This window comes from Nocardiopsis metallicus (assembly GCF_014201115.1).
Taxonomy (GTDB): domain Bacteria; phylum Actinomycetota; class Actinomycetes; order Streptosporangiales; family Streptosporangiaceae; genus Nocardiopsis; species Nocardiopsis metallicus.
The window spans coordinates 7,651,970-7,673,199 of the sequence record NZ_JACHDO010000001.1 but is presented as its reverse complement, the minus strand read 5'-3'; the positions used below and the strand labels follow the sequence as shown (position 1 = coordinate 7,673,199).

Annotated in this window: 20 protein-coding genes; 7 read left to right on the top strand and 13 right to left on the bottom strand. The window is 66.0% G+C overall.

The window, feature by feature from the left end; genetic code table 11:
• Window positions 1–41: 41 nt before the first annotated feature.
• The 4 genes from HNR07_RS33710 to HNR07_RS33695 all read right to left on the bottom strand — a co-directional run bounded on the left by HNR07_RS33710 (window position 42) and on the right by HNR07_RS33695 (window position 6,415).
• Window positions 42–2,213, bottom strand: a complete 2,172-nt coding sequence (locus HNR07_RS33710) for a dipeptide ABC transporter ATP-binding protein (RefSeq protein WP_184370981.1) — start codon at window positions 2,211–2,213, stop codon at window positions 42–44.
• 17 nt (window positions 2,214–2,230) lie between these two features.
• Window positions 2,231–3,136 (bottom strand): ABC transporter permease, encoded by a 906-nt coding sequence (locus HNR07_RS33705; RefSeq protein ID WP_184370978.1) that lies wholly within the window; start codon window positions 3,134–3,136, stop codon window positions 2,231–2,233.
• Between the two features lie 79 nt (window positions 3,137–3,215).
• On the bottom strand, window positions 3,216–4,196 hold the full coding sequence (locus tag HNR07_RS33700) for an ABC transporter permease (protein WP_184370974.1): 981 nt from the start codon (window positions 4,194–4,196) through the stop codon (window positions 3,216–3,218).
• 608 nt (window positions 4,197–4,804) lie between these two features.
• Entirely contained in the window at window positions 4,805–6,415 is a 1,611-nt protein-coding gene (locus HNR07_RS33695; protein ID WP_184370971.1) for a glycosyltransferase, read from the bottom strand.
• Between the two features lie 634 nt (window positions 6,416–7,049).
• Here HNR07_RS33695 and HNR07_RS33690 point away from each other — a divergent pair.
• On the top strand, window positions 7,050–7,526 hold the full coding sequence (locus HNR07_RS33690) for an ATP-binding protein (RefSeq protein WP_246420620.1): 477 nt from the start codon (window positions 7,050–7,052) through the stop codon (window positions 7,524–7,526).
• Window positions 7,527–7,603: 77 nt separating this feature from the next.
• On the opposite strand, the gene HNR07_RS33685 is transcribed toward HNR07_RS33690, so the two are convergent.
• Together HNR07_RS33685 and HNR07_RS33680 are read right to left on the bottom strand one after the other, a co-directional pair.
• Window positions 7,604–7,777, bottom strand: a complete 174-nt coding sequence (locus tag HNR07_RS33685; protein WP_017581995.1) for a hypothetical protein — start codon at window positions 7,775–7,777, stop codon at window positions 7,604–7,606.
• Between the two features lie 281 nt (window positions 7,778–8,058).
• Entirely contained in the window at window positions 8,059–8,358 is a 300-nt protein-coding gene (locus HNR07_RS33680) for a phosphatase PAP2 family protein (protein WP_184370966.1), read from the bottom strand.
• Between the two features lie 134 nt (window positions 8,359–8,492).
• Here HNR07_RS33680 and HNR07_RS33675 point away from each other — a divergent pair, with 134 nt between their 5' ends.
• Window positions 8,493–8,996 carry a hypothetical protein gene (locus HNR07_RS33675; protein WP_221319016.1) on the top strand — a complete coding sequence of 168 codons (504 nt, stop codon included), beginning with the start codon at window positions 8,493–8,495 and terminating at the stop codon, window positions 8,994–8,996.
• A gap of 93 nt (window positions 8,997–9,089) precedes the next feature.
• Here HNR07_RS33675 and HNR07_RS33670 read toward each other — a convergent pair whose 3' ends face one another.
• Window positions 9,090–9,917 (bottom strand): universal stress protein, encoded by an 828-nt coding sequence (locus HNR07_RS33670; RefSeq protein ID WP_312894048.1) that lies wholly within the window; start codon window positions 9,915–9,917, stop codon window positions 9,090–9,092.
• Window positions 9,918–9,963: 46 nt separating this feature from the next.
• Here HNR07_RS33670 and HNR07_RS33665 point away from each other — a divergent pair, with 46 nt between their 5' ends.
• The gene (locus HNR07_RS33665; RefSeq protein ID WP_184370961.1) at window positions 9,964–11,436 is read left to right on the top strand and encodes a potassium/proton antiporter; all 1,473 of its coding nucleotides are present in this window, start codon (window positions 9,964–9,966) and stop codon (window positions 11,434–11,436) included.
• A 181-nt stretch (window positions 11,437–11,617) separates the two neighbouring features.
• Here the strand turns inward: HNR07_RS33665 and ltrA are convergent, their stop codons facing one another.
• The gene (gene ltrA, locus HNR07_RS33660; RefSeq protein WP_221318691.1) at window positions 11,618–13,087 is read right to left on the bottom strand and encodes a group II intron reverse transcriptase/maturase; all 1,470 of its coding nucleotides are present in this window, start codon (window positions 13,085–13,087) and stop codon (window positions 11,618–11,620) included.
• A gap of 743 nt (window positions 13,088–13,830) precedes the next feature.
• Here ltrA and HNR07_RS33655 point away from each other — a divergent pair.
• Window positions 13,831–14,595 carry a transposase family protein gene (locus tag HNR07_RS33655; protein WP_184366778.1) on the top strand — a complete coding sequence of 255 codons (765 nt, stop codon included), beginning with the start codon at window positions 13,831–13,833 and terminating at the stop codon, window positions 14,593–14,595.
• Between the two features lie 211 nt (window positions 14,596–14,806).
• Here the strand turns inward: HNR07_RS33655 and tnpC are convergent, their stop codons facing one another.
• Window positions 14,807–16,303 carry an IS66 family transposase gene (gene tnpC / locus HNR07_RS33650; protein WP_221319015.1) on the bottom strand — a complete coding sequence of 499 codons (1,497 nt, stop codon included), beginning with the start codon at window positions 16,301–16,303 and terminating at the stop codon, window positions 14,807–14,809.
• 5 nt (window positions 16,304–16,308) lie between these two features.
• On the opposite strand from tnpC, the gene HNR07_RS33645 reads away from it, so the two are divergent.
• From HNR07_RS33645 to HNR07_RS33635, 3 genes are all read left to right on the top strand, one after another.
• A complete protein-coding gene (locus tag HNR07_RS33645; RefSeq protein ID WP_184373064.1) occupies window positions 16,309–16,863 on the top strand; it encodes a DUF5753 domain-containing protein in 555 nt (184 codons plus the stop codon).
• Entirely contained in the window at window positions 16,860–17,036 is a 177-nt protein-coding gene (locus tag HNR07_RS33640; protein ID WP_184370956.1) for a DUF397 domain-containing protein, read from the top strand. Before HNR07_RS33645 ends, HNR07_RS33640 begins: the two co-directional genes overlap by 4 nt.
• Before the next feature lie 97 nt (window positions 17,037–17,133).
• Window positions 17,134–17,526: a DUF397 domain-containing protein gene (locus tag HNR07_RS33635; protein ID WP_184370953.1), complete on the top strand. Its 393-nt coding sequence runs from the start codon at window positions 17,134–17,136 to the stop codon at window positions 17,524–17,526.
• A 27-nt stretch (window positions 17,527–17,553) separates the two neighbouring features.
• Here HNR07_RS33635 and HNR07_RS33630 read toward each other — a convergent pair whose 3' ends face one another.
• From HNR07_RS33630 to HNR07_RS33615, 4 genes are all read right to left on the bottom strand, one after another.
• A complete protein-coding gene (locus HNR07_RS33630; RefSeq protein WP_184370950.1) occupies window positions 17,554–17,874 on the bottom strand; it encodes a MazG nucleotide pyrophosphohydrolase domain-containing protein in 321 nt (106 codons plus the stop codon).
• A gap of 71 nt (window positions 17,875–17,945) precedes the next feature.
• Entirely contained in the window at window positions 17,946–19,118 is a 1,173-nt protein-coding gene (locus HNR07_RS33625) for a DNA glycosylase AlkZ-like family protein (RefSeq protein ID WP_184370947.1), read from the bottom strand.
• A gap of 45 nt (window positions 19,119–19,163) precedes the next feature.
• Window positions 19,164–20,474: a B12-binding domain-containing radical SAM protein gene (locus tag HNR07_RS33620; RefSeq protein WP_184370944.1), complete on the bottom strand. Its 1,311-nt coding sequence runs from the start codon at window positions 20,472–20,474 to the stop codon at window positions 19,164–19,166.
• Entirely contained in the window at window positions 20,471–21,160 is a 690-nt protein-coding gene (locus HNR07_RS33615) for a dTMP kinase (RefSeq protein WP_184370941.1), read from the bottom strand. The genes HNR07_RS33620 and HNR07_RS33615 overlap by 4 nt, the downstream gene beginning before the upstream one ends.
• Between the last annotated feature and the right edge of the window lie 70 nt (window positions 21,161–21,230).

The following is a 21,230-nucleotide window of genomic DNA, read 5'->3' as shown; positions in this document are numbered from 1 at the left end:
CGCGCGGGGCGGCGTCGACCTTGCCTTGGGTGAACCGTGGGTCAGACAAGACCCGCCTGCCGCTCCGCGAAGTGGCAGGCGGATCCCTGGTCTCCTCCGTTGGTCGGGAGGATGGCCGGTTCGGTGCCCGTACACGTCTCCTGGTCGGACTCCGAGAGCGTGATGAACTTCTGGCACCGCGTTCGGAAACTGCAACCCGAGGGCGGGTTGGCGGGGCTGGGCAGATCGCCTTCCAGAACGATGTGCGTGCGTGCCCGCTCGCGTTCCGGGTCGGGAACGGGGATGGCGGACAGCAGGGCCTGGGTGTAGGGGTGGCTCGGATGCGTGTAGATCGACTTGGTGTCGCCGACCTCCACGATCTTGCCGAGGTACATGACCGCGACGCGGTCGGCGATGTGCCGGACCACGGACAGGTCGTGCGCCACGAAGAGGTACGCGAGGCCGAGCTTGGCCTGGAGTTCCTCCAGCAGGTTGATCACACCCGCCTGGATGGACACGTCCAGGGCGGATACAGGCTCGTCGAGCACCAGGAGCTTGGGCTCCAGTGCCAGGGCCCGGGCGATACCGATGCGCTGGCGCTGGCCGCCGGAGAACTCCGCGGGGAAGCGGGTGGCGTGCTCGACGTTCAGGCCGACGAGCTGGATCAGCTCGTAGACGCGTTCGGTGACCTGCTGGGCCGGGACCTTGTGGGTGCGCAGCGGCTCGGCGATGATGTCGAACACCGGCATGCGCGGGTCCAGGGAGCTCATGGGGTCCTGGAACACGATCTGCATGTCGCGTCGCAGCGCGAACCGCTCGGTGCGGGTCAGCTTGGACACGTCCTTGCCCATCACCTCGACGCTGCCGCGCTGGGGCTGCTCCAGGCCGAGGATCTCCATGAGGGTGGAGGACTTGCCGCAGCCGGACTCACCGACCAGTGCCAGGGTCTCGCCCTCGCGGATGTCGAAGTCGAGGCCGTCCACCGCGTACACGGTGCCCACCCGGCGCTTGAAGATGGCGCCCTTCATCAGCGGGTGGTGCTTGATCAGGTCCTGGACCCGCAGGACCTCGGGGAGGTCCTCGCGCCTGACCGAGGCGATCTCGGCTTCGGGAATCTCCGGAACCGGGTAGATGTCCTTGGCGGTCCAGCCGTTGGCGTCGATCTCACCGGAGCGGATGCACGCGGCGCGCTGTACGCCGGTGTCCTCGACCTCGGTGTGCCCCTCGCCACCGTGCTGGGAGGAGCCGATGGTGAGCAGCTCCGGTTCGGCGCGTTCGCACTCCTCCTCCGCGATGGGGCAGCGGGGCGCGAAGGGGCAGCCGGGCGGTAGGGCGGAGAGCGAGGGCGGGGTGCCCTTGATCGGGACGAGCGCGCCCTGGTCCTCCAGGTCCATGCGGGGCACCGCGCCGAGCAGACCCATGGTGTAGGGCATACGGCTGTTGTAGTAGATCTCGTCGACGGAGCCGATCTCCACCGGCCGTCCGGCGTACATGACCAGGAGGCGGTCGACGAAACCGGCGACCACGCCGAGGTCGTGCGTGATCATGACGATCGCCGCGCCGGTCTCGCGCTGAGCGGTGCGGAGCAGGTCGAGGATCTGCGCCTGGATGGTGACGTCCAGGGCCGTGGTGGGCTCGTCGCAGATGATCACGTCGGGGTCGTTGGCCATCGCCATGGCGATCATGACGCGCTGGCGCATACCGCCGGAGAACTCGTGCGGGAACGAGCGGTAGCGGTCCTCGGCGTTGGGGATGCCGACCAGGTCGAGGAGTTCGACCGCGCGGCGGTGCGCGTGGGCCTTGCCGCCCCTGGGGTTGTGCACGAGTACGGCCTCGGCGAGCTGGTCGCCCACCGTGTACACGGGGGTCAGGCCGGACAGCGGGTCCTGGAAGACCATGGAGATGACCTTGCCGCGTTTGCGGGCCATCTCCCGGTCGGACTTGCCGAGGAGTTCCTCGCCGTGCAGGCGCACGGAGCCGGTGATCTCGGCGTGGTCGGGGAGGAGCCCCATAGCGGCCATGGAGGAGACCGACTTGCCGGAGCCGGATTCGCCGACGATACCCAGGACCTCGCCCCGGTGGACGGCGTAGCTGACGCCTCGCACCGCCTTGACGTCGGGGTTGTTGTTCATTCCGCGGAAGGTGACCGTGAGGTCGGTGACCTCCAGGACAGGGGTCTGTTCCGTGCGGTCGCTGTTCTCGGACGCGGTGTCCACGATGGTCTCGGTGCTCATTGGTGGGCCTTCCCCTACTAGGACCGACGCGACTTGGCGGCGGGGTCGAGTGCGTCGCGCAGCCCGTCCCCGATCATGTTCACGGCCAGGACCAGCAGCACCAGCAGGGCCGTGGGGAAGATGAAGACCCAGGGCGCGGTGGTGGCGAAGGAGGCCCCGTCGGCGATGACGACACCGAGGCTGACGTCGGGGGACTGCACGCCCAGACCGAAGTAGCTCAGTGCGGTCTCGCCGATGATCGCGGTGCTGACCATGATGGTGGCGTCCGCGATGAGCAGCGAGGACATGTTCGGCAGGATGTGCCGCAGGATGATCTTGTAGGGGGGCACGCCCATGAAGCGGGCGGCGTGGATGTACTCGCGTTCACGCAGCGAGATGGTCAGGCCCCTGACCATCTTGGAGGTGACCATCCAGCTGAACGCCGCGAGCAGCAGGACCAGGATGAACCAGCCGCCCTGGCCGACGAAGTGCCGGGACAGGATGGCGAGGATGACGAAGCTGGGCAACACCAGGGCGAGGTCGGCGATCCAGGTGAGGGCCTTGTCGGTGAGTCCGCCGAAGTAGCCGGCGAAGGCTCCGACGAGGGCGGCCACCACCGTGGAGATCGCGGCCACCAGGAGCCCGATGAGCAGTGACTTCTGGAGGCCAGCGGTGGTCTGGGTGAAGATGTCCAGGCCGGTGCGGTTGGTACCGAACCAGTGGTCGGGGGAGATCCCCTGGAGCAGGGCTCCGTAGTCGCGCTCGCCGACGTTCCACGGGCTGATGATCGGGCCGACGAAGGCGAGGACGGCCAGCAGCACGAGGATCACGATGCCGACGATGACGCGTCGGGTGGCGAGGAGCTGCTGGGCGATGTCCTTGAGCCGGTTGGGCGCCGGTGGCGAGGCGGGGACGTCCTGGGGCGTCTCGGTGGCGATGGTCATGGCGTGATCTCCAACATGGCTGCTGCGGTGGCGTCGGGGGAGGACTCGCGGGTGCGGGTGGCGGGGCTGTCCGGCATCGTCACACCCTCACCCTCGGGTCGAGCCAGGCGTAGAGGATGTCCGAGAGGAAGGACGCCGCCATGATGGTGATGGCCATGAACCAGGAGACCGCGGCGACCACGTGCACGTCCTGCCTGGCGATGGAGTCGATGAGCCAGGCGCCCATGCCGTGCCATCCGTAGATCTTCTCGGTGAAGGTGGATCCGGAGACCAGCGCGCCGAAGGTGAACGTGAAGTAGGTGATGGTGGGGATCAGCGCGGTTCTGAGCGCGTGCTTGAACAGCGCCTTCCTGCGGGTGAGCCCCTTGGCCATGGCGGTTCGCACGAAGTCCGAGCCGAGCACGTCCAACATCATGTTGCGCTGGTAGCGGGCGAAGGCGGCGAACAGTGCCAGGGCGAGGACGAGGGTCGGCAGGATCGCGTGGTGGATCCGGTTGAGCAGCGTCTCCCAGGCGTTGCCTTGGAAGCCCGCTGAGTACTCACCGACGTACTTGAGGAAGGTGAAGCCCAGCGCGTCGTTGATCGCCACCGCGGCGACCTGGATGACGATCGCGATCACCACGGTGGGGATCGAGAGGACGAAGAAGGAGGCGCCGGTGGCGGCCTTGTCGAAGGCGCGGTACTGGCGGACCGCGGCGTAGGCGCCGATCGCGATGCCCAGGGCACTGCCGAGGATGGTGGCCACGGTGATCAGCCGCAGGGTGACGCCGGCCTTCAACCACATCTGGGAGGTGACGTCACCGCCCTGGATGGTCTTGCCGAAGTCCCCGGTGAGGACCCCGCTCATCCAGGTGACGTAGCGCTGGGCCAGTGGCGTCTGGTCGTTGAGGTTCAGCGCGTCCAGCTGGCTGTTGACCACTTCGGGCGGCGGTGGTGGCTGCATCTGCTCGAAGTAGACGCGTGGCTGAAGGTTGGTGGCGGCGAGCAGGTAGGCGAAACTCGTCGCGATGAAAATCAGCACAACGTAGTTCAGCAGCCGCCTGGCCAGGAACTTGCCCAAAACTATCTCCGAACCTCACAGCCGAGCCCGGCGCTTGACCTGTCGTGATCTGTTGTGAGTCGCCGACACGGGGAGTGACGCGGAGCGGGCAAGGCAGAGGCGCCCCGAACGGTTAGCCCGAGTTAGCGCACATGCTCAACCGACACCACGAGGATTACCCCCGGTGACCACTGAAACACACTGACTTCCGAGTCACGTTCAGTGACCGGATTGTCAAGAGTCTGGACGACAACTAGACACTTGACGGTAACCGCCGCATCAAGAAAGGACAACGGTGCCAATAACGGCAGCAAGTTCGCGCAGAATTGTCAAAGGTTTCACGTTCAGCAACAAGGTCGCTCCAGTGCGTCACAAATGGCCACTGACCTGCACAAACACCCATGCGAGAACTACAGAGAGTAAACGTCGTTTACGAAACACCGACCCTCCTGGCGATTCGTCATCTCATTCGCGACAGCTGGCAACACACCTGAAACAAAGTTCCGCTCCGCGGTGGCCAAAGCCGCAGTTGACCGACCTCGGGTTACAACGGGTCACCAAAACCGCCGATCCAGGCGGTCGGGTCACCCCTCGACACGGGCAAATGTCGTTACCCTGGGTAACAGGTATTAACGTTCACTTAGCACGGCCAGTGATCGCGGCTTATCGCCGGGGTCTTTCGCACCCCCTGCCACCTGCGAGGACTCCAGTGACTTGGACAACACCGGCGGGCGTGCGCGCGGTACCAGCGGAGCCGCGGAACCGACCCGGGCCATGCCCCACCACGTGCCCAGCGAGCGGGCCGCGTCACCGGCGACCGACAGGCCGGTCCACACCACCGGACCCACCGGGGCCGCACCGTGACGGCGCCGCCAGGACAACAGGTGCGGAACGGTCAGCACGGCCGCCGCGGCCAGCGCCCGGTGTCCGGGCCACCCGGCTCCGGACCTGATCCCCGGCCTGGACCCGGGCCTCATCCCGGCCACGGCCCCGCCCGCGGCCACCGCCGCCACCACGGGCCACCAGCTCGTCCGCGCGACCCGCGCCGCGGTGCGCGCCGTGTGCGCCAGGTCCACCGCCACCGGCCGCAGGGCGTCCGCCGCCGGGACGCCGGCCCCGTTCATGAGTCCGCGGACCCGCAACGCTCCCCCGGCCGCGCACACCGCCAGTCCGCTCAGGGGCCGACCGGCCAACGCCAGGCCCAGACCGGCCGCGCCGGACAGGGACAGCTCCGGCCCGGCCGCCCGCCGCCCGTGCAGCCTGGCCAGCGGCCCCGCGGCGGCCCCGGCCTCGAACCGGGCACGCAGGTAGGAGCCGATACCGGTGGGCATCACGGCGTACACCCGTGAGCGGGGTTCGTACCGCACCGACCAGCCTTCCCCGGCCAGCCGCCACAGCAGGTCCACCTCCGCCGCGGCGCCCAGTGAGGGATCGGAGCAGGCTGTACCGCGCCGGACGAACAGTGTGCGAACCGGCTCCAGGGGTTCGACCGAGGCGTGTTCGTTGGGTGGGGCGGGTTGGCCGAGGCCGCGGTGGCCTTGGCCCCAGGGCAGGATCGGCGCGGGGTCGGCCCCGCGGTCGGCGTGCAGGGCGTTCAGCGCGGAGACGGTCATCCCGCGGGGGCCGCAGCGCGTCCGCGCGGCCAGGACCCGGGGCACCACGGCCGCGACGCCGGGGTCGGCGAAGTGGCCCAGAGCAGCTTCGAGCCAGCCCGGTCCGGGAAGGGTGTCGGCGTCCAGCAGCGCGATGACCTCGGCGTCGCAGGCCTTGAGCGCCGTCGCTCGGGCCTGGGCCCCGGTCATCGGCCCGTCCACGGGCACGCCCACCACCCGCAGACCGCGTTCGCGGGCCACCCGGGCGGCGAGCCCGACGGCGCCGACCACGACCAGGCGCAGGTGCGGGTACTCCTCCGCGATCAGGTCCAGGACGGTCTCCAGCTCGCGGTGATGTCCCGACCCGACCACGGCGACCTCGACGTCGGGGCCCGGGGCGGTGGGCGCCGGACGCGGGTGGGCCAGACCCGCCTCCACCAGTATCCGCGCGAGCTGACGTTCCCGGTGGCGGCCGAGGGCGGCGCCGCTGAGCCAGCGGATGACGGTGCTGACGCCCTGGGGCGGCAGCCGGAGGGCGCGGGGAGGTGAGCCGCCGACGAGGACGTGGCCCTCGTCGGTGAGCCGGACGGCGCGGTCGATCTCGACGCCGAGGCCCATGGGCATCGGAGCGGGGGTGGGCGAGGCCATGCCACATACCCTGTCGGGTGATCCACACCACGCGCAAGACCGAACCAAGTAGCAAAATTCAGGCGGTCTTCACCAAATCGTTATTCTCCACGGGAACGCCTCAAGGGCACGTATCCCCGCCGATATCCAGCCCCAACCAGGCTCCCCAGCTTGTTAAACGCTCCCTTTACCCAGCTCAGGCAGGGTTACCCTGTCCGGACCAGGTCGACCGGGTCGCCAAGGAGGCACGGAGCGTATGCTGAGCGCGAGTAGGCCCTGCAGTGTCGTAGGGCACCCCCCACACCAGACATGACCATCCGCCACGGCCAACCCCCAGGCCACGCCACCGTCCAGGGTGAAGCCCCGCGGCTTCTCCCCCACCGCGTGCCGCCACCCTCGTACCGCACCCCCAGCGATACCGAGCCGTGTCCCTCCCTGCCCCAGGGGGCTTCGCCCCGTGTGTCCACCTCGCGCCGTGACCCGTTTCGGGCATGGACGCTTCGAGGGCCAGGCGCCAGTTCAGCCCTGCCCTCGAACACACTTCCCCGGGGAGTGAACCCACTTGCATGAGACCGCAGCCCCTTATTCCACGCCTTCGCATCCGCCCCAGACGACGTCGGCACCTCTCCACCGTCCCCAACGTCCGGCGAATTCCATGGAAGAGTCCAGCAGCACATACCGATCCAGCGCGGCACCGCGTCCGGTGCCACGTCCGGCACGCAGACGTTTTCCCGGCCTGCCCAGCCAGATCGCCTACGCACGCAGATTCGTCGCCCGTCAGCTGGCGACATCACCGGAGCTGACCACCGCGACGCTGTTGACCAGCGAGCTCGCCACCAACGCCGTCACCCACAGCGCTTCGGGCCATGACACCGGGAAGTTCGAGGTGTGCGTACAGCACGCGCCGGGGTGGGCCCGCGTGGAGGTGCGGGACCTCGGCAACACGACGGAGGCCCCTCAACCCCAGCACCGGGACCCCTATGACACGGCCGAACACGGCCGGGGTCTGGATCTGGTCGAGGCGCTCTCCAGCAAATGGGGTACCGAACCACGCCGCGACGGGCGGGGCCGCCAGGTGTGGTTCGAACTCGTGTGGGACGGCGACGACCGGGAATCCGACCGCCCCGGTTGAGAGCCGATCGTGTTCTGGAGCGCCTTGCCGCCGGTCGTGAGGTCCGTGCGTCGCCGTACTGGGGGCGTGGTCGGTTCCTACTCCTCGGAGGGAGCGGTGGTCTCGGCGGTGGAGGCGGAGGCTGTAGTGTCCGCGGCGGGTAGCTTGTAACGCTCGTAGAGCTCACGCGCGTAGTCCTTCGCCTCCTGGGACGGCTCGTCACCGAGCTCGTCACGGACGAGGTCTTCCAGGCTCTTCTTCGAATCATCCATGTGAGGAAGCCTGCCTGGACTGCGCGGATAGCACAAATCGACAGCCCGGTGACAGAGAGGAAAGTCCTGGATCCCCTGCACAGCAGGGGTTCTAGACACAGATACCCGTCTGAGCTGCGACATTGGGGCCAACGGGGGCACGGCGAGACGCCGGTTAGTCCCCGTTGGTTCCGGTCACTTCCGCTCCCCGTGATGACACGGTGATGGCAGCGAAACCGCCGATACCATCACGTACCTCGGGCCCGAGGGCCATCACTGAGAGCAACCTTACCCGCAGGCCTTCATCTCAACACGGTGAACGACACAGCGGCCAGACCGCCCAGCAGGGCACCGACGATTACCTGCGCCCGTGTGTGCGCCTTGAGCTGGACCCGGGACCAGCCGACAAGGAGAGCGAGCGGCCAGACCGCCAAAGCCGCCCAGGCCCCGTACAGCAACGTCGCGATGGCAGCTCCAGTCACAGCGACCAGGGAGTGCACGGAGACCTTCCACCCGCCCTTGTCGGTGATCAGCCAGACCACCGCCAGAACCGCGCACATCACCGCGGCGAGGATCATGAGGTCCAGGGGTCCGTCGAACACCACTCCGATCCCGGCTCCGGTCGCGACAGAGAGCAGGCAGACCGCGAGCGGCCAGCGCCTCTTCGCCCCGTCCGAGACGTGGTGGTCACCCCACCACCCTGCTCGCGCCCATCGACCTGGAAGTAGACCGGTTCATGGTGACCATGAGCAGCGTCCTGCTGTCGTGGGAAGAGCGTGTCCGCACGGTCGCCGGACTCGACGCCGCACCGACTGATGTGTCCTGGGGACACCGGCCCGCAGCGATCCGCGAGGCCTGTGCGCTGCTCGACCGCTTCGTGCTGGGGCTGATCAGTTTGGAGCCCGAACCGATGCGTCGCGAACTCACCATCGAAGACCTCGGCCACCTGCCTGAAGACGTTCTCGGAATCGTCCGTCCCGAGTACGTGGACGCCTACCCCGAGCTGGCGGGTACCGAGGCCGGACAGGAGCTGTTGTGGCTGTACCGCCGCGCCCTGGCCATGACTGGGCAGACGGTAAAGACCGTGTCCTTGGACGGCGTACCGTGCCCGGAGTGCGAGCTAATGATGCTCACCAGACGGAGCGGTGAAAACGGTGTGTGGTGCGCCGGGTGCCGAACCGCAACCCCCATCGAGGAGTACACCGACTGGATCAGCCATCTAACGCAGCAGTTGGAGTAACCCGATACCGCGCCTTCAGATACAGCTGTTCCTTGTGGTGGGGCTGAGAGGGACTCAGTGCTACGGGGCACACCGGAAGACAACCCCGTAAATCTACGGAGCCCGAATGATGAGCAGGGGTATTGGACTGTATTCCAGCACCTTGGAGCTGACACTGCCCAAGACGAACTTGGGCAGACCTACGCGAGCGCGACTTGTAAGTACTGCCATCGCACCAGGACGCTGCTCAAACAGCTCGATAAGGCTCTGAGCTGGGTCCTCACCGTCCACGACCACGTCTCGGGCAGCCAAGCCGCGTTCCTCCAAACGCTTCGCTGCGGCTGAAAGAGAAGCTTCAGAGCGAGCTGTGGGAGGCAGGCAGGCGTGCACCAGTTCCAATTCCAGTTTGAGCTGGTGCGCCCAGTTCTCAGCGACTACCAAGCTGACCGCATCGCGTGGACCGCCATCCTGACAGACCACGGCTCGCTCAAAGAGAACACCGGTCTCGTCAGGCCGGTAGCACGGGCCAACCATCAATACCGGCTCGGAAACCCGATGCAGGACGTGTTCGGTCACGCTCCCCGCAACAAGGCGTGAGAACCGGTCACGGTTGTGAGTGGACATGCACACCACCGTGCCCGGTTCCTCAGCCACGGTGTTGACGATCACGTCGCCCGCCCACCCCGAGCCCACCACGGACACGCCGAGGTGCTCATAGGGAAGGTCTGCGGCGATGTCGTCGATGTTCTGGCACCATCTACCGTTCACCTGGTCATAAACGGTCAAAAGTTCCATAGGAACCTGCAAAGTGCGAGCAATTCTCAGTGCGGGCTCAAGGGCCGACGCCGCCTCCCGCGAGCCATCCAAAGGCACCAGCAGCCGCTCGATCGCAGACGGCCCCACCCAAGGTGGGTGCCCCTGCCGTCCCAGTCGCAGCCTCACCGATAGGCTCCTTCCACAACCGCCACACTGCTGACCATGGGGGAAGATGTCCGTTCAACTGCCTGCCGATGGATGGATTCTGGCAACTGGACTCTTGTTGATGGGGGCCATCCTAGCTGCCGGGTTCGCCAGCCGAATACGCATGCCAGGTTTGCTCCTCTTCATGGCATTGGGCATGCTCATCGCCGATGACGGGCTGGGGTTTCTTTCCCTGGAGGACCCCCGTATCGCCCAGATCGGCGGGACCGTGGCGTTGCTGTTGATTCTGTTCGAGGGCGGCTTGACCACCAAGCCCGGCGACGTCCGCCGTGCTGCGGCCCCCGGGTTCTTGCTGGCAACCGTCGGCGTCGTCGTGACCGCTGGAATCCTGGGGTGGGGCACCTACCTCCTACTGGACGTCGAACCGCTGACAGCCTTCTTGATCGGCGCGGTCGTAGCGTCTACCGACGCAGCAGCGGTCTTCGCGATGCTGCGCAAGGCACCGTTGCCTCGCAAACTCGCCTCCTTGCTGGAGGTGGAGTCCGGGGCGAACGATCCGATCGCCATCATGCTCACGGTGGGACTGGTCGCGACCTGGCAGGGTGCTCCCACTCCTACTGATTGGGGAATGTTTGCCCTCGTCCAACTGGGCGGGGGGATCGCTGTCGGACTCCTGGTCGGTTGGGCCGGTAGCTGGCTGCTGTCGCGTATCAACCTGGGGCCCGCGGGTGTCTACCCCGTATTGGCTCTGGCTGTAGCAGGAATTTCCTACGGGACCGCCGCTGCCCTCGGGGCGTCCGGTTTCCTGGCCGTCTATATCACCGGCTTGCTGGTGGGTGCACGCGCACCGTTGCACCGACGGGGGATCCGAACCTTCCACGAAGGGCTCTCCAACACCGCCGAGGTAGGACTGTTCCTCATGTTGGGGATGCTCGTCTTCCCCTCCGAATTGCCTGCCGTGACCGCACCCGCGCTGGCCGTCGCCGTCATGCTCGTCTTGGTGGCACGCCCGATAGCGGTGATGGTGTCCCTGGTGTGGTTCGGCTACAACTGGCGGGAACTGGTGTTCATCAGTTGGGTTGGTTTGCGCGGTGCGGTGCCGATCGTGCTGGCCACCTTCCCATTCGTGGCAGGTCACCCTGACGGGCCGCTGATCTTCAACGTGGTCTTCTTCGTGGTCCTGGTGTCGGCGGCCGTCCAGGGGGCGAGCATACAGACGGCAGCACGCTGGCTCGGGCTGACGCAAGGCGACAACGAAAATTCTCTCGCCCCGGTAGCCTCAGATGTGCCCCTCAGTGACGTCAACACCGAACTCATCGAAGTGACCGCCACACCCGGCCTGTACATCGTGGGTAAGCAACTGGATGAGCTGGACCCGCCTCACGGGCTAGTGACCACCGTCGTGCGCGGTTCACACGTACTCATTCCAACACCCCGCACCCGAATCCGCGAGGGCGACCTGATCATCCTTGCTATGCCTCGCCGCCCCGACGCCAGCAAGCTCGTCACGGCTTGGGCGAAGGGAGAGGGAACTTCGTAATTTCCGCGCCCTGATTCCCCGGTGGGCAGATCGATGTGCACTTCTTCAGAACGCTCCCACAGGCCACGAAGCAGTAGGGTCGGACCGTGGCGCCTTACCGTGATCACTCACGACAGGTTTCCACGGCCCGCCCTCCGAACCCGCCGTGCGCCTTTCAACGCAACGGGCTCTCCACGGTTCCTCAACAGGTTGCAGGTCGTGTGGTCCACGGGGTGGGAATCGAATACCCCCTGAACCGATACCGGGACACCGTGACGTTGGATGCGCCACGGAAAACAGATCCCTGATAGGCGAGCCGCCACCCACGATCGGTGAACCGCCGCCTCAACTCACGCAGACCAATATTGGAGTGCTTGCGGCGGATCCAAGAAGACAACCTCCACCAGGAAAAGGAATCCACAGTGGAGAACATCTTCTTGGACACACCATGACGGAAGTAGTTCGCCCACCCCCGAACCATCGTGTCCACCTCCGCGATCTTGCGTTCGGTGGCCGTGTTCCGGGTGGGTCTGTTCGTTGCCCGCCGCACCCCGTCCTTGATCGCCTGAACGGATTTCTTAGACGGGATGGTGTAGACGTACCGACGTCGGGTCCCTCTCTTCACCCTGCGGCGAATATGAAACCCGAGGAAATCGAACCCCTGGTCGATATGGACAACCCCGGTTTTCTCCTCGGCCAAGCGCAGCCCTAACGGGGTCAGTACCTGGCTCACCTCTTCTTTCAAGACCTCGGCCCGGTCACGGCTCCCTTGCACCATGATGACGAAGTCATCAGCGTAACGAACCAGTTTCCAGTTACCGATTCCCTTCTGGCGACGAACACGTCTACGGTATGCACTGGTTTCCCATTGCGCTGCGATGTATTCGTCCAGTGCTGACAACGCGATGTTGGCCAGCAACGGTGACAGGATTCCGCCTTGCGGCGTCCCGGTGATGGTCTCCTCTCGATTCCCGGACTGTGTCATCACGCCGGATTTCAAGAACGATTTCACCAGCGCGTTGGTCCGCTTGTCCTTGACCCGTCCTCTCACCCTATCCATCAAAGAGGTGTGATCGATCTCGTCGAAGCACGCTTTGATGTCGGCTTCCAGAACCCAGTGGTGGTTCTTCACCGGTGAGGCGAGGCTGTGGATCTCGGCGATCGCGTCCTGAGCGCGCCGGTTGGGCCGAAAACCATAGGAGCAGGGAAGGAAGTCCGCCTCGAAGACCGGTTCCAGCACCGCTTTCAGTGATGCCTGAACCACTCTGTCGATCACGGTGGGGATCCCCAGCTTGCGCAGCTTCCCGCCCGCTTTGGGGATCGCCACCCGACGTACTTCACTGGGTCGGAATTCCCCGCTTTTGAGCAGGTCGCGCACCTGTTGGAGGAACGCATCCCTTCCGATACGGGATCGGACCATGTGCACGGTGACCCCGTCGACTCCTGCTGTCCTGGCACCTTTGTTCCGGGCGGTGCGTTCGAACGCATCGACCAGGAACGCCGGATCATAGACCAGGTTGAATACGTCATCGAACCTGCGTGAAGAATCCTCCTTCGCCCATTGATGGAGTTTGGTCTGCATCTTCCGTACCCGAAAGTAGGCGGTATCGGAATCCGGCCATACGATCGAAGCTCCGGTGTTCACCGGTGCGTCTTCGGATCTTGCATTCACCTGTGTTCTCCTTGGAATCGCTGCCGCCCTTCGCCATGTGACCGGCTTTCCCGGTCTCGGACTACTACGGCGTCTCCGCCCCACTGGCCTTCTTCGGTGAGCATCGCACCTATCCTTTCCTTTCTCGATGGCATCGAGAAGGGAAGGGAGTGAGGACCGGTGGTTCCCACGTTCGCTGTTCTCCGATCGACGGGCGAGGTACCCGGCTTTACCCCCGCAGTATCGCCCTGGTTACGCCGTAGACCTTCACCAGGGCCTCCCTGCCAGATCTCACATACCGGCTCGGGAGTTTTCCACCACGAGAGAGAACTATGGTCCTCTCCGTTGGTGGATGCGCACTGCTTTCCAGCCCGGATCCACCGGGTTAGAGCTGGCGAAAAATTAGGGGGTTTTATGGCACCGGTTCCTTTCGTATACCGTCCCATCTCGCTAACCGCGGCATGACCCATCCGGTAGTACTGGGCCATCCAGGCATTGTCAGGGCTGCTTCCCGTCCTTGGCGGCGATCTCCGCTTCAGACTGCCCCTTGCTTCACCTTCTCGCTACGACGAGAAGGCGGCGGAGTTGCTTTCACCTCCACTCGGATATGTGTTTGAACAGCGCCTCGTGGCGCACCTGAGCCTTTTTCATCCTGAAGGTGCTGGTCACAGGCTCGCACCGACTACCCGAAACCTCCCCTGACAGCAAGAAGCCCCTGGTAGATGAGTTAACGACCAAGAAAACCAGCCCACCAGAGGCTCCACATGCTTTTCTACCGTGCCGCGCTGCCCCTGTCACGCCGGACCTTGAACCTGGCCGCCCGCACCATCCGCACCCACCGCAAGAACACCGGTTCCCGATGGCGACGCCTGGACCCCGCACAGCAGGCCCTGCTCGTGCTGGTCCATCTGTACAAGGGCGAGACGTTCACCCACCTCGCGGCCGGTTTCGGGGTGGGCACCACAACCGCCTGGCGGTACGTGCGCGAGACCACGGCCCTGCTCGCGAAGCTGGCACCCACCCTGGAGCAGGGGTTGCGCCGCGCACGCCGCACAGGGTGGGGGTATGTGATTGTGGACGGCACGCTCATTGCCTGCGACCGCGTCGCGGCCGACCGCCCGTTCTATTCGGGCAAGCACAAGCGGCACGGCATGAATATCCAGGTCGTCGCGGCCCCGGACGGCGAGCCCTTGTGGACCTCGTGGTCACTCCTGGGCTCGGTGCACGACACCAGAGCCGCACGGGTATGGAGGATCGCCGAGCGCATCGCTGCCGCGGGGCTCCTCGGCTTGGGTGACAAGGGGTACGTGGGGCTCTCGGACGTGGTGTTCTGCCCGTTCAAGGGCCGGGGCAAGCCGCAGTGGAAGAAGGACGCCAACTCCGAGCACGCCAAGCTTCGCGGCCCGGGCGAGCGGGCCATCGCCCAGCTCAAGAACTGGGACGTGCTACGCCGGCTGCGGTGCTGCCCGCGACGGGCCGGTGAGATCACCCGAGCCGTGCTCGCCCTCCAACTCCGAGAAGCAGGATGAAAAGCGCTCAGTGCTCCGCATTGACACTGCGGTTAACGCACGTGGGGTCATCGTGGATGCATGGGACGCGGTCTTCAGCGGCGAAGGCATGACTGCGTACTTCCGAGAAGTCGCTGAGTCTGAGCAAACAGCAACGAAAATCCGTGAGTACTCACATGGGTAAGCATTCAGAAGGCGTTGGGGACTGCGGAGGGTAGATGGCCTTAGCTGGTCAGGCGGAGGCGGGGATGGGCGGCATCCACAACTGTCCGGTGAACGCCCGGCGCAGCGCTTCGAACGCGCTCACCCCGTGCTTGCGGGCCGAGTCGATGTAGGAACGCACCCCGAGCCAGGCCGCCGCCCCCTGACGGGACTGGTGGCAACCGGAGATCTTCACCTGGGTCTTGAGGGGTCTGAGCGCTCTTTCGGCGAGGTTGTTGGTGAAGGGCACCAGGTGGGGCCGGTCGGAGAAGCCCAACACCTGCTCGGCCCGCTCCCGCAGACGCTCGAGCAGGTTGCGGGCCGGTGATTGCTTCCTTCCTTGGGCCCGGGGATGGCAGGACAGCCCGACCGCGATGCCGTGGTGGAACAACTCCCCTTGGGCCAGGAGCACCCCGGCGGGGATGTGCTCGGCCTGGCCGCAGCGCACACGCCCCGCCTCGCGGGCCAAGGTGGCCAGCGCGGACCGGATCTGACGGTGCCAGTGCTGGCCGGGGTGGTCCTGTTCGGCAGCGGTGAGCTCGCGGATCAGGTGCGCCCCGCACAGCTGGTGGGCGCACGTGTAACCCGAGTACAAGGCCAAGGAGTCGTGCACCAGGGTGCCGGTAAAGCCCGGCAGTACCCCCAACGTGTTCGCCCCGGCTCGTGAACGCGGAGCTAGACCCAGCAGGGTCAGGTGCTCGTTGCAGGCCACATGCAACCAGCACCGTTGGTCCTTGATGCGGGTGGTGGTCTCATCGGCGTGCAGCACGTGGGCCAGGGTGAGCAACGCCCGGATCAGGTTGAGGCTGTCGCTGACCAGAGCATGGGCCTCGCCCAGTAGATGCGACACCCATCCGGTGGAGACCTTCGCGCCGGTCAGGTCGTTGATGAGCTGTGCGGTGCGCTCCACCGGGATGTGCTGGAACACGAGCAGGTAGACGGCCAGGGTGCGCAGGTGGGGGCCGTAGGAGGAAGGGGAGGCGGCCAGTTCCTGGGGCATCGCTGCTTGGGTGATGCTTCCGCACTGGCACGCGCAGGTGTGGGCGCGGTGCTCACTCACCTGCACCGTGACCAGGGGGATGTCGCGGACCTGACGGCGCTGGTAGCCAATGGAGGAGGCCGGGTCCAGCTCGGCGTGGCACCCGGTGCAGGTGGCGGGCAGATGGTCGTGGACCTGGTCGGGGTTTTCGACCATAGGCAGTCCGAAGCCTTCAGCGCCTGGTTGGCGTCCGCGTTTGCGGGCGCTCTTCTTGGCGGGTGCGCGTTCGGGCTTGTCGAACAGGTCCGAGGGTGGCAGGGAGGAGTTGCCGGAGTTGCGTCCCAGGCGGCGTTCGAGCTGCGCGACCCGGGTGGTCAGACGCGCGTTGTCGGCTCGGAGCTGTTCGTTCTCGGCCTTGAGGCGGGTGATCTCTTCGGTCTGCTGGGCCAGGTGCTGGCGCAGGGCGGTGTTTTGTTCGTGGAGCACACCGATCAGCGCGAGCAGGTCCTCACGCGAGGCGGTCTCCAGTCCCGACGGCATGGTGGACATCGTGCCTGGTCCAGTGTCGCCCTGTCAGGCGAACCCAGCAACTGAATGCTTACTCACATGGGCTAGTACCTGGGCTTTACCAGGTGGAGGAGTACGTGCGAGCCATCAGCGAGTTGTCGAACCCGGAGGCTACTACCGAGGTAATCGACCAGATCATCAACACGAGGAAGAACCGACAGAAGCTCATCGACCGCGCCCATCCGCCTACCATCACGGTCCTGTTGGACGAGGTCGTGCTGCTGCGGCGGTTCGAGGACCCGAAGGTGATGCAGGCCCAGATCGACCACCTGATCAACCTGTCCTACCGCCCACGTATCAAGATCCAGATCGTTCCCATCGCCACTGAGGGACATGCGGGTCTGGGCGGGTCGTTTACGCTGATGGAAGTACCTGATTCCGGCACGTTCGTCTATATCGAGAGTCAAGAGACGGGTGTGTCACTCAAGCAACCCGAGGCTGTGGCAAGCTACGACCGGATATTCGCGGAGCTGAGGAGCTCTGCTCTACCGGCACCCGCGTCCAGGGCCCGTATGGAAGAGATTCGAGGCAGCATCACATGATGACCGATCAGTGGAACAAGTCGTCGTACAGCAACGGCAACGGCGGCCACTGCGTGGAGGCTCGCGCCACCGAGCAGGGTGCCGCTGTGCGAGACACGCAGAACCGCCACCTGGGCCACCTGGAAGCGTCCTCTCCTGAGTGGAAGGCGTTCGTCGAGGCTGTCCGCCGATAGAGCACCCAAAACCGGCCCCCGCCAGGTGAGTTGGCGGGGGCCGGTGCATGCGCACTCGGCAAGGCTACCCCGCTCAGACGACGACACAAGGAGGCTCATGGTGACCAACACCAGCCAAAAAATCCCGCCCGAAGCCATGGGAAATGAGAAGTGGCACGACACCACGCACGCGGTGTGGATGCGCTCCTCCTTGTCCAACCCGGACTCCGAGGCGATCGTGGAGGTCGCCGAGTTCGACGACGGCTTCCGCGCGGTGCGCGACGGCAAGTCCCCGGAGAAGGGCACGCTCTTCTTCACCCCCGCCGAGTGGGAGGCCTTCGTCCTGGGCGCTCGTGACGGCGAGTTCGACATCCCGGAGGAGTACCTCACCGAGGAGGAGATCAAGATCCAGCGCGGCGAGACCGAGGTCGAGGCGACCTGGGTGCCCTCCCCGCTGAACACACCGGAGGCCCTGGAGGCATACGAAGCCTGCCTGTCTGGTCAGGCCTGACCTTCCAGGGCAGTGCAGGCGGTTCCCCTAGGCCCAGGTGCGATTCTCGTTGACCGCTTCCTTGTCGCGCAGCGCCTGGCTGAGGTCGATGCCGCTTCGATTCGCGATCGCGGCGAGGTAGATCAGTACGTCGGCCAGTTCCTCACCCAGACCACCGACCGTGCTGGTGGGGTCCACACTGAGCGCGGCCTGTTTGCGCACGGCCTTGCAGACCTCTCCGGTCTCCTCCGCGAGTTTCAGGGTCTGCTCAACCAAGGTGCTGTCGGAGAACCCCCTCTCGACCTCCATCTTCGCCACGTAATCCTGGATCTGGGCCAGGGTGAGCGGGCGTTCGGGTAGCGGCTCCATGCGGGTTCCCTTCTCGGGGTGTGTGAGCACGGACGCTACCAGCGAGACGTGTGCGAGAGGAGGTGAACGGGTCAGCTCGCGGCCGATGTGTGATCTAGACCAGCACGCAGGAGCGCGCTCGTCCTTCGTGCAGCTGTGCGCACCCGAGAATGGGCGCTCGCGGAGGCCATCCCGCGCGCGATCTGGTGGCGTATTCGGAGATCCCTGTTGTCCCATGCCCACGTTCCGACGACCTGACCGTCGATCATCACGGTCGGCCGCACCTCCCCGATCTGGTTGAACGCCTTGGGTGCTGGCAGCGGGCCGAGGTAGCGGCGGCGGGTCTCGAAGTAGGCCTTGAGCGCGACGTCCTCGTGTGCCAGCAGGTGCACGCCGCTCTCCTGTGCCTCGGCTTGGGTGAACTCGGTGAACCGGTCCGCGGCCATCACCATCGGGTGCGGCGACCACGACGGCACCTGTAGTTCGACCAGCTTCACACCCGCTCGCAGCCATGCCTGCCCCACATCCCGGCGCGACAACGCAGACCACCAGGTGGCGTCGCGCATACTCACCGGCCCGTACCGGTCCAGGTAGACGACCATCAACTGTTCGGCTCCTCGCTCCCGGCTCATGTCGGTATCCCAACGGGGGTAGGCGCGGGCGGTCAGGTCGAAGGTGCGTCGTTCGCGGTTCCACACCGGTGAGGTGTTGGCATAGGTGAGGATGCCGCGCTCCCACGCGAGTTTGAGCGCCACCCGCACCACAGGCACGGCGTGACCGTGCGCGGCCAGGCGTTTCTCGATGTCCCGGTGCCCGGTGGGGCCGTCCTGCTCAAGCAGGCCGGCGAGGTCAGCGGTGGCCGTGACGACATCGGCTTCAGGAGCCTGGGCGTTGAGCATGGCGCGCAGCGCGTCCCGTTCTCGGAAGTGGCGGGTGGCGGCGTGGGCGGCCGAGGCCAGGGGCAGGGGCAGGGTGTGCAGGGTCTTGCGCATACACCGCACCGTCACCAGGTCGCGCCGCCCAGCCGGGGCCAGGAGCCGCAGCACCTGCGCTGGGTCATCGAGCCGCGCGGCGACAGTCTGGAACGGGGACGGCAGCCGCGCGGCGTGCAACCCCAGGGCGAGGTCGGCGGTTTCCTCGACCGACCCGAGCCGGGCGTGGGGTGCCAGCCCTTGACGGGCCAGCACCCATTGCCACAGCCGGGACGCCTCACTGTCGGAGAGCAGGTGGGAGTCCACGATCAGGGGCGCGAGTTCGGGGGTCATGGGCGGGAGGCTAACAGCCTCCTCCTTTCCGGTCGGCGGGAACGGTCATCCTTGAGGCCCCCATTCGGCTTCGACGAAGTCCCTGAGCTCGATGTAGGAGCGCTGGGTCTCCTCCCAGTCGGCTTCGGACCCCCACCAGTGGCGGTCGTTGTGGTGGATGTGGAACCTCTCCCAGTCGCCGTCGAAACCTGGTTGGAGGTGGGTGCCGTGTACACGGTGCAGCAAGGCGTTGTTGTACACCTCGGTCCCGGGTAGGGGCACGAATCGGAACAGCGACACCCGGCCCAGCTTGGGCCTTAGCTCGCGCAGCAGCGTGATGGTCTCCCGGGTGGTCTCGGTGTTCTCCCCTGGGTAGCCGTGGATGATGAAGGCCTTGGCCTGGATTCCTGCGGCCGCGCTCATGTGGACCGCGCGCCGGATCTTGTCCTGGGTGGTGTTCTTGCGCATCGCTTTGAGCAGGCGCTCGCTGCCCGACTCCAGCCCGTACTTGACCTCGATGCACCCGGCCGCGGCCATCGTGTCCAACAGCGGCTGGTCCACGGTGTCCACCCGCGAGAGCGCTGACCAGCGCAGCCCCAGGTCGGTGATGTTGGTGCAGATATCAGCGACACGGTTCTTGTTGACGATGAAGTTGTCGTCGACGATGGCGAAGCCCTCGATGCCGTAGGCCTCGATCAGGTGCACCAGCTCGGCGCGGGCCGAGGTACCGCCCCGGTACTGCATACGCCGTTGGGCGACCGCGCAGAAGCTGCAAGGAAAGGGGCAGCCGCGACTGAACATGGTGTGGGCCATGAGCGTGTCGGTACCGGCCAGCCGGTCGGAGAGCACGAAATCCTCGGTGGGTAGCAGGTGTCGGGCTGGATCGGGGAGCCGGTCGATGTCGCGCATCAACACCCTCGGTGGGGTACGAACCGGGTGGTCCTCGCGAGGGAAGACCACACCAGCCACACTGGTGAAGTCACGATCTTGAGCGTGGTCAAGCAATTCCAGGATGGTCTCCTCGGCTTCTCCAACCGCAGCCACATGCGCGTCGAAGTCCGCCAGGGACTCCTCGGGGTAGAAGTTGCAGTGGACCCCGCCGACCATCACCAGCGCGCGAGGGTCGATGCGTGCTTCGCGGCGGGCCTGGAGCATCAGCCCGTAGGTGGCCGAGGAGGCGAGGCTGAACCCGACTGCGTCATAGCCGGTCAGATCCAGAGCGGTGTGCTCGGGGGTGACGCGCTCGATGGCGACCTCGTGCCCGGCCTGCTCGACCACGGACGCCAGGTAGAGCACCCCGAACGGAGGGAACTCCCGGCGCCCTTCCTTGTACCGGGCCATGTCGTACACCTCGGGGTAGAGCAGCACCAGTTTCATGCCACCCGCCCCCTTCCGGCATGGCGAGCAACAAGCTCCGCGCGGACCCTCTCGGCGATGTGGGCCGCAACCTCCTGTGTTGCCAAGGCTTGTGTGGAAAGCTCCAGCACAGGCAGTCCCGCACGTTGGTAGCGCTGCGCGGTCTCGGCGAACAGGGCCTGCTCACGCTCAGCCGACCGGGTGTCGGTGTGGTGGAAGCGGCTGTAGTTGCTGCCACGGCTACGGGCCCGGTCAACACACACCCGGGGCGAGGCAGTCAAGAACACGAACAGGTCGGCGGGACGCGCGTACCGGTACAGGGACGCGATGAACTCGGTTTCAGCGCCGTCGAGCTGGTCCAGGACGAACGCGGTCGGGGTGTAGCGGTCACACACCACGACCCGGCCAGCGGCCAGGTGAGGAAGGAGTGTGGTCGTCAGGTGGTGGTAGCGGTCGGCTGCCATCAGGCACGTGAGCGCAAGGCCGTGGATGGTGTGCGTGCTGTGCCGTGCGAGTGCCCCGATGGGGGAGCTGGAGGGTTGCGTCTCAAGGACCGTTCGGTGGCCCGCAGCAGCGAGCAAGTCGTGCAACTGCTGGGTGGTTGTGGTCTTACCGACCCCGGAGGGGCCATCGAGCGAGACGAGGAAGCCGCCCGGGGCAGTAGGCGGTGGTGTGTTCAGATCATGAGGGGTGTGGGTCCTGTCCATGGGGGCCTTCCGGTGCGGGGGTGAGCACAGTCAGGGCGGGGTGTTGTGTGGGAGGGGTGTGGGCCACGTT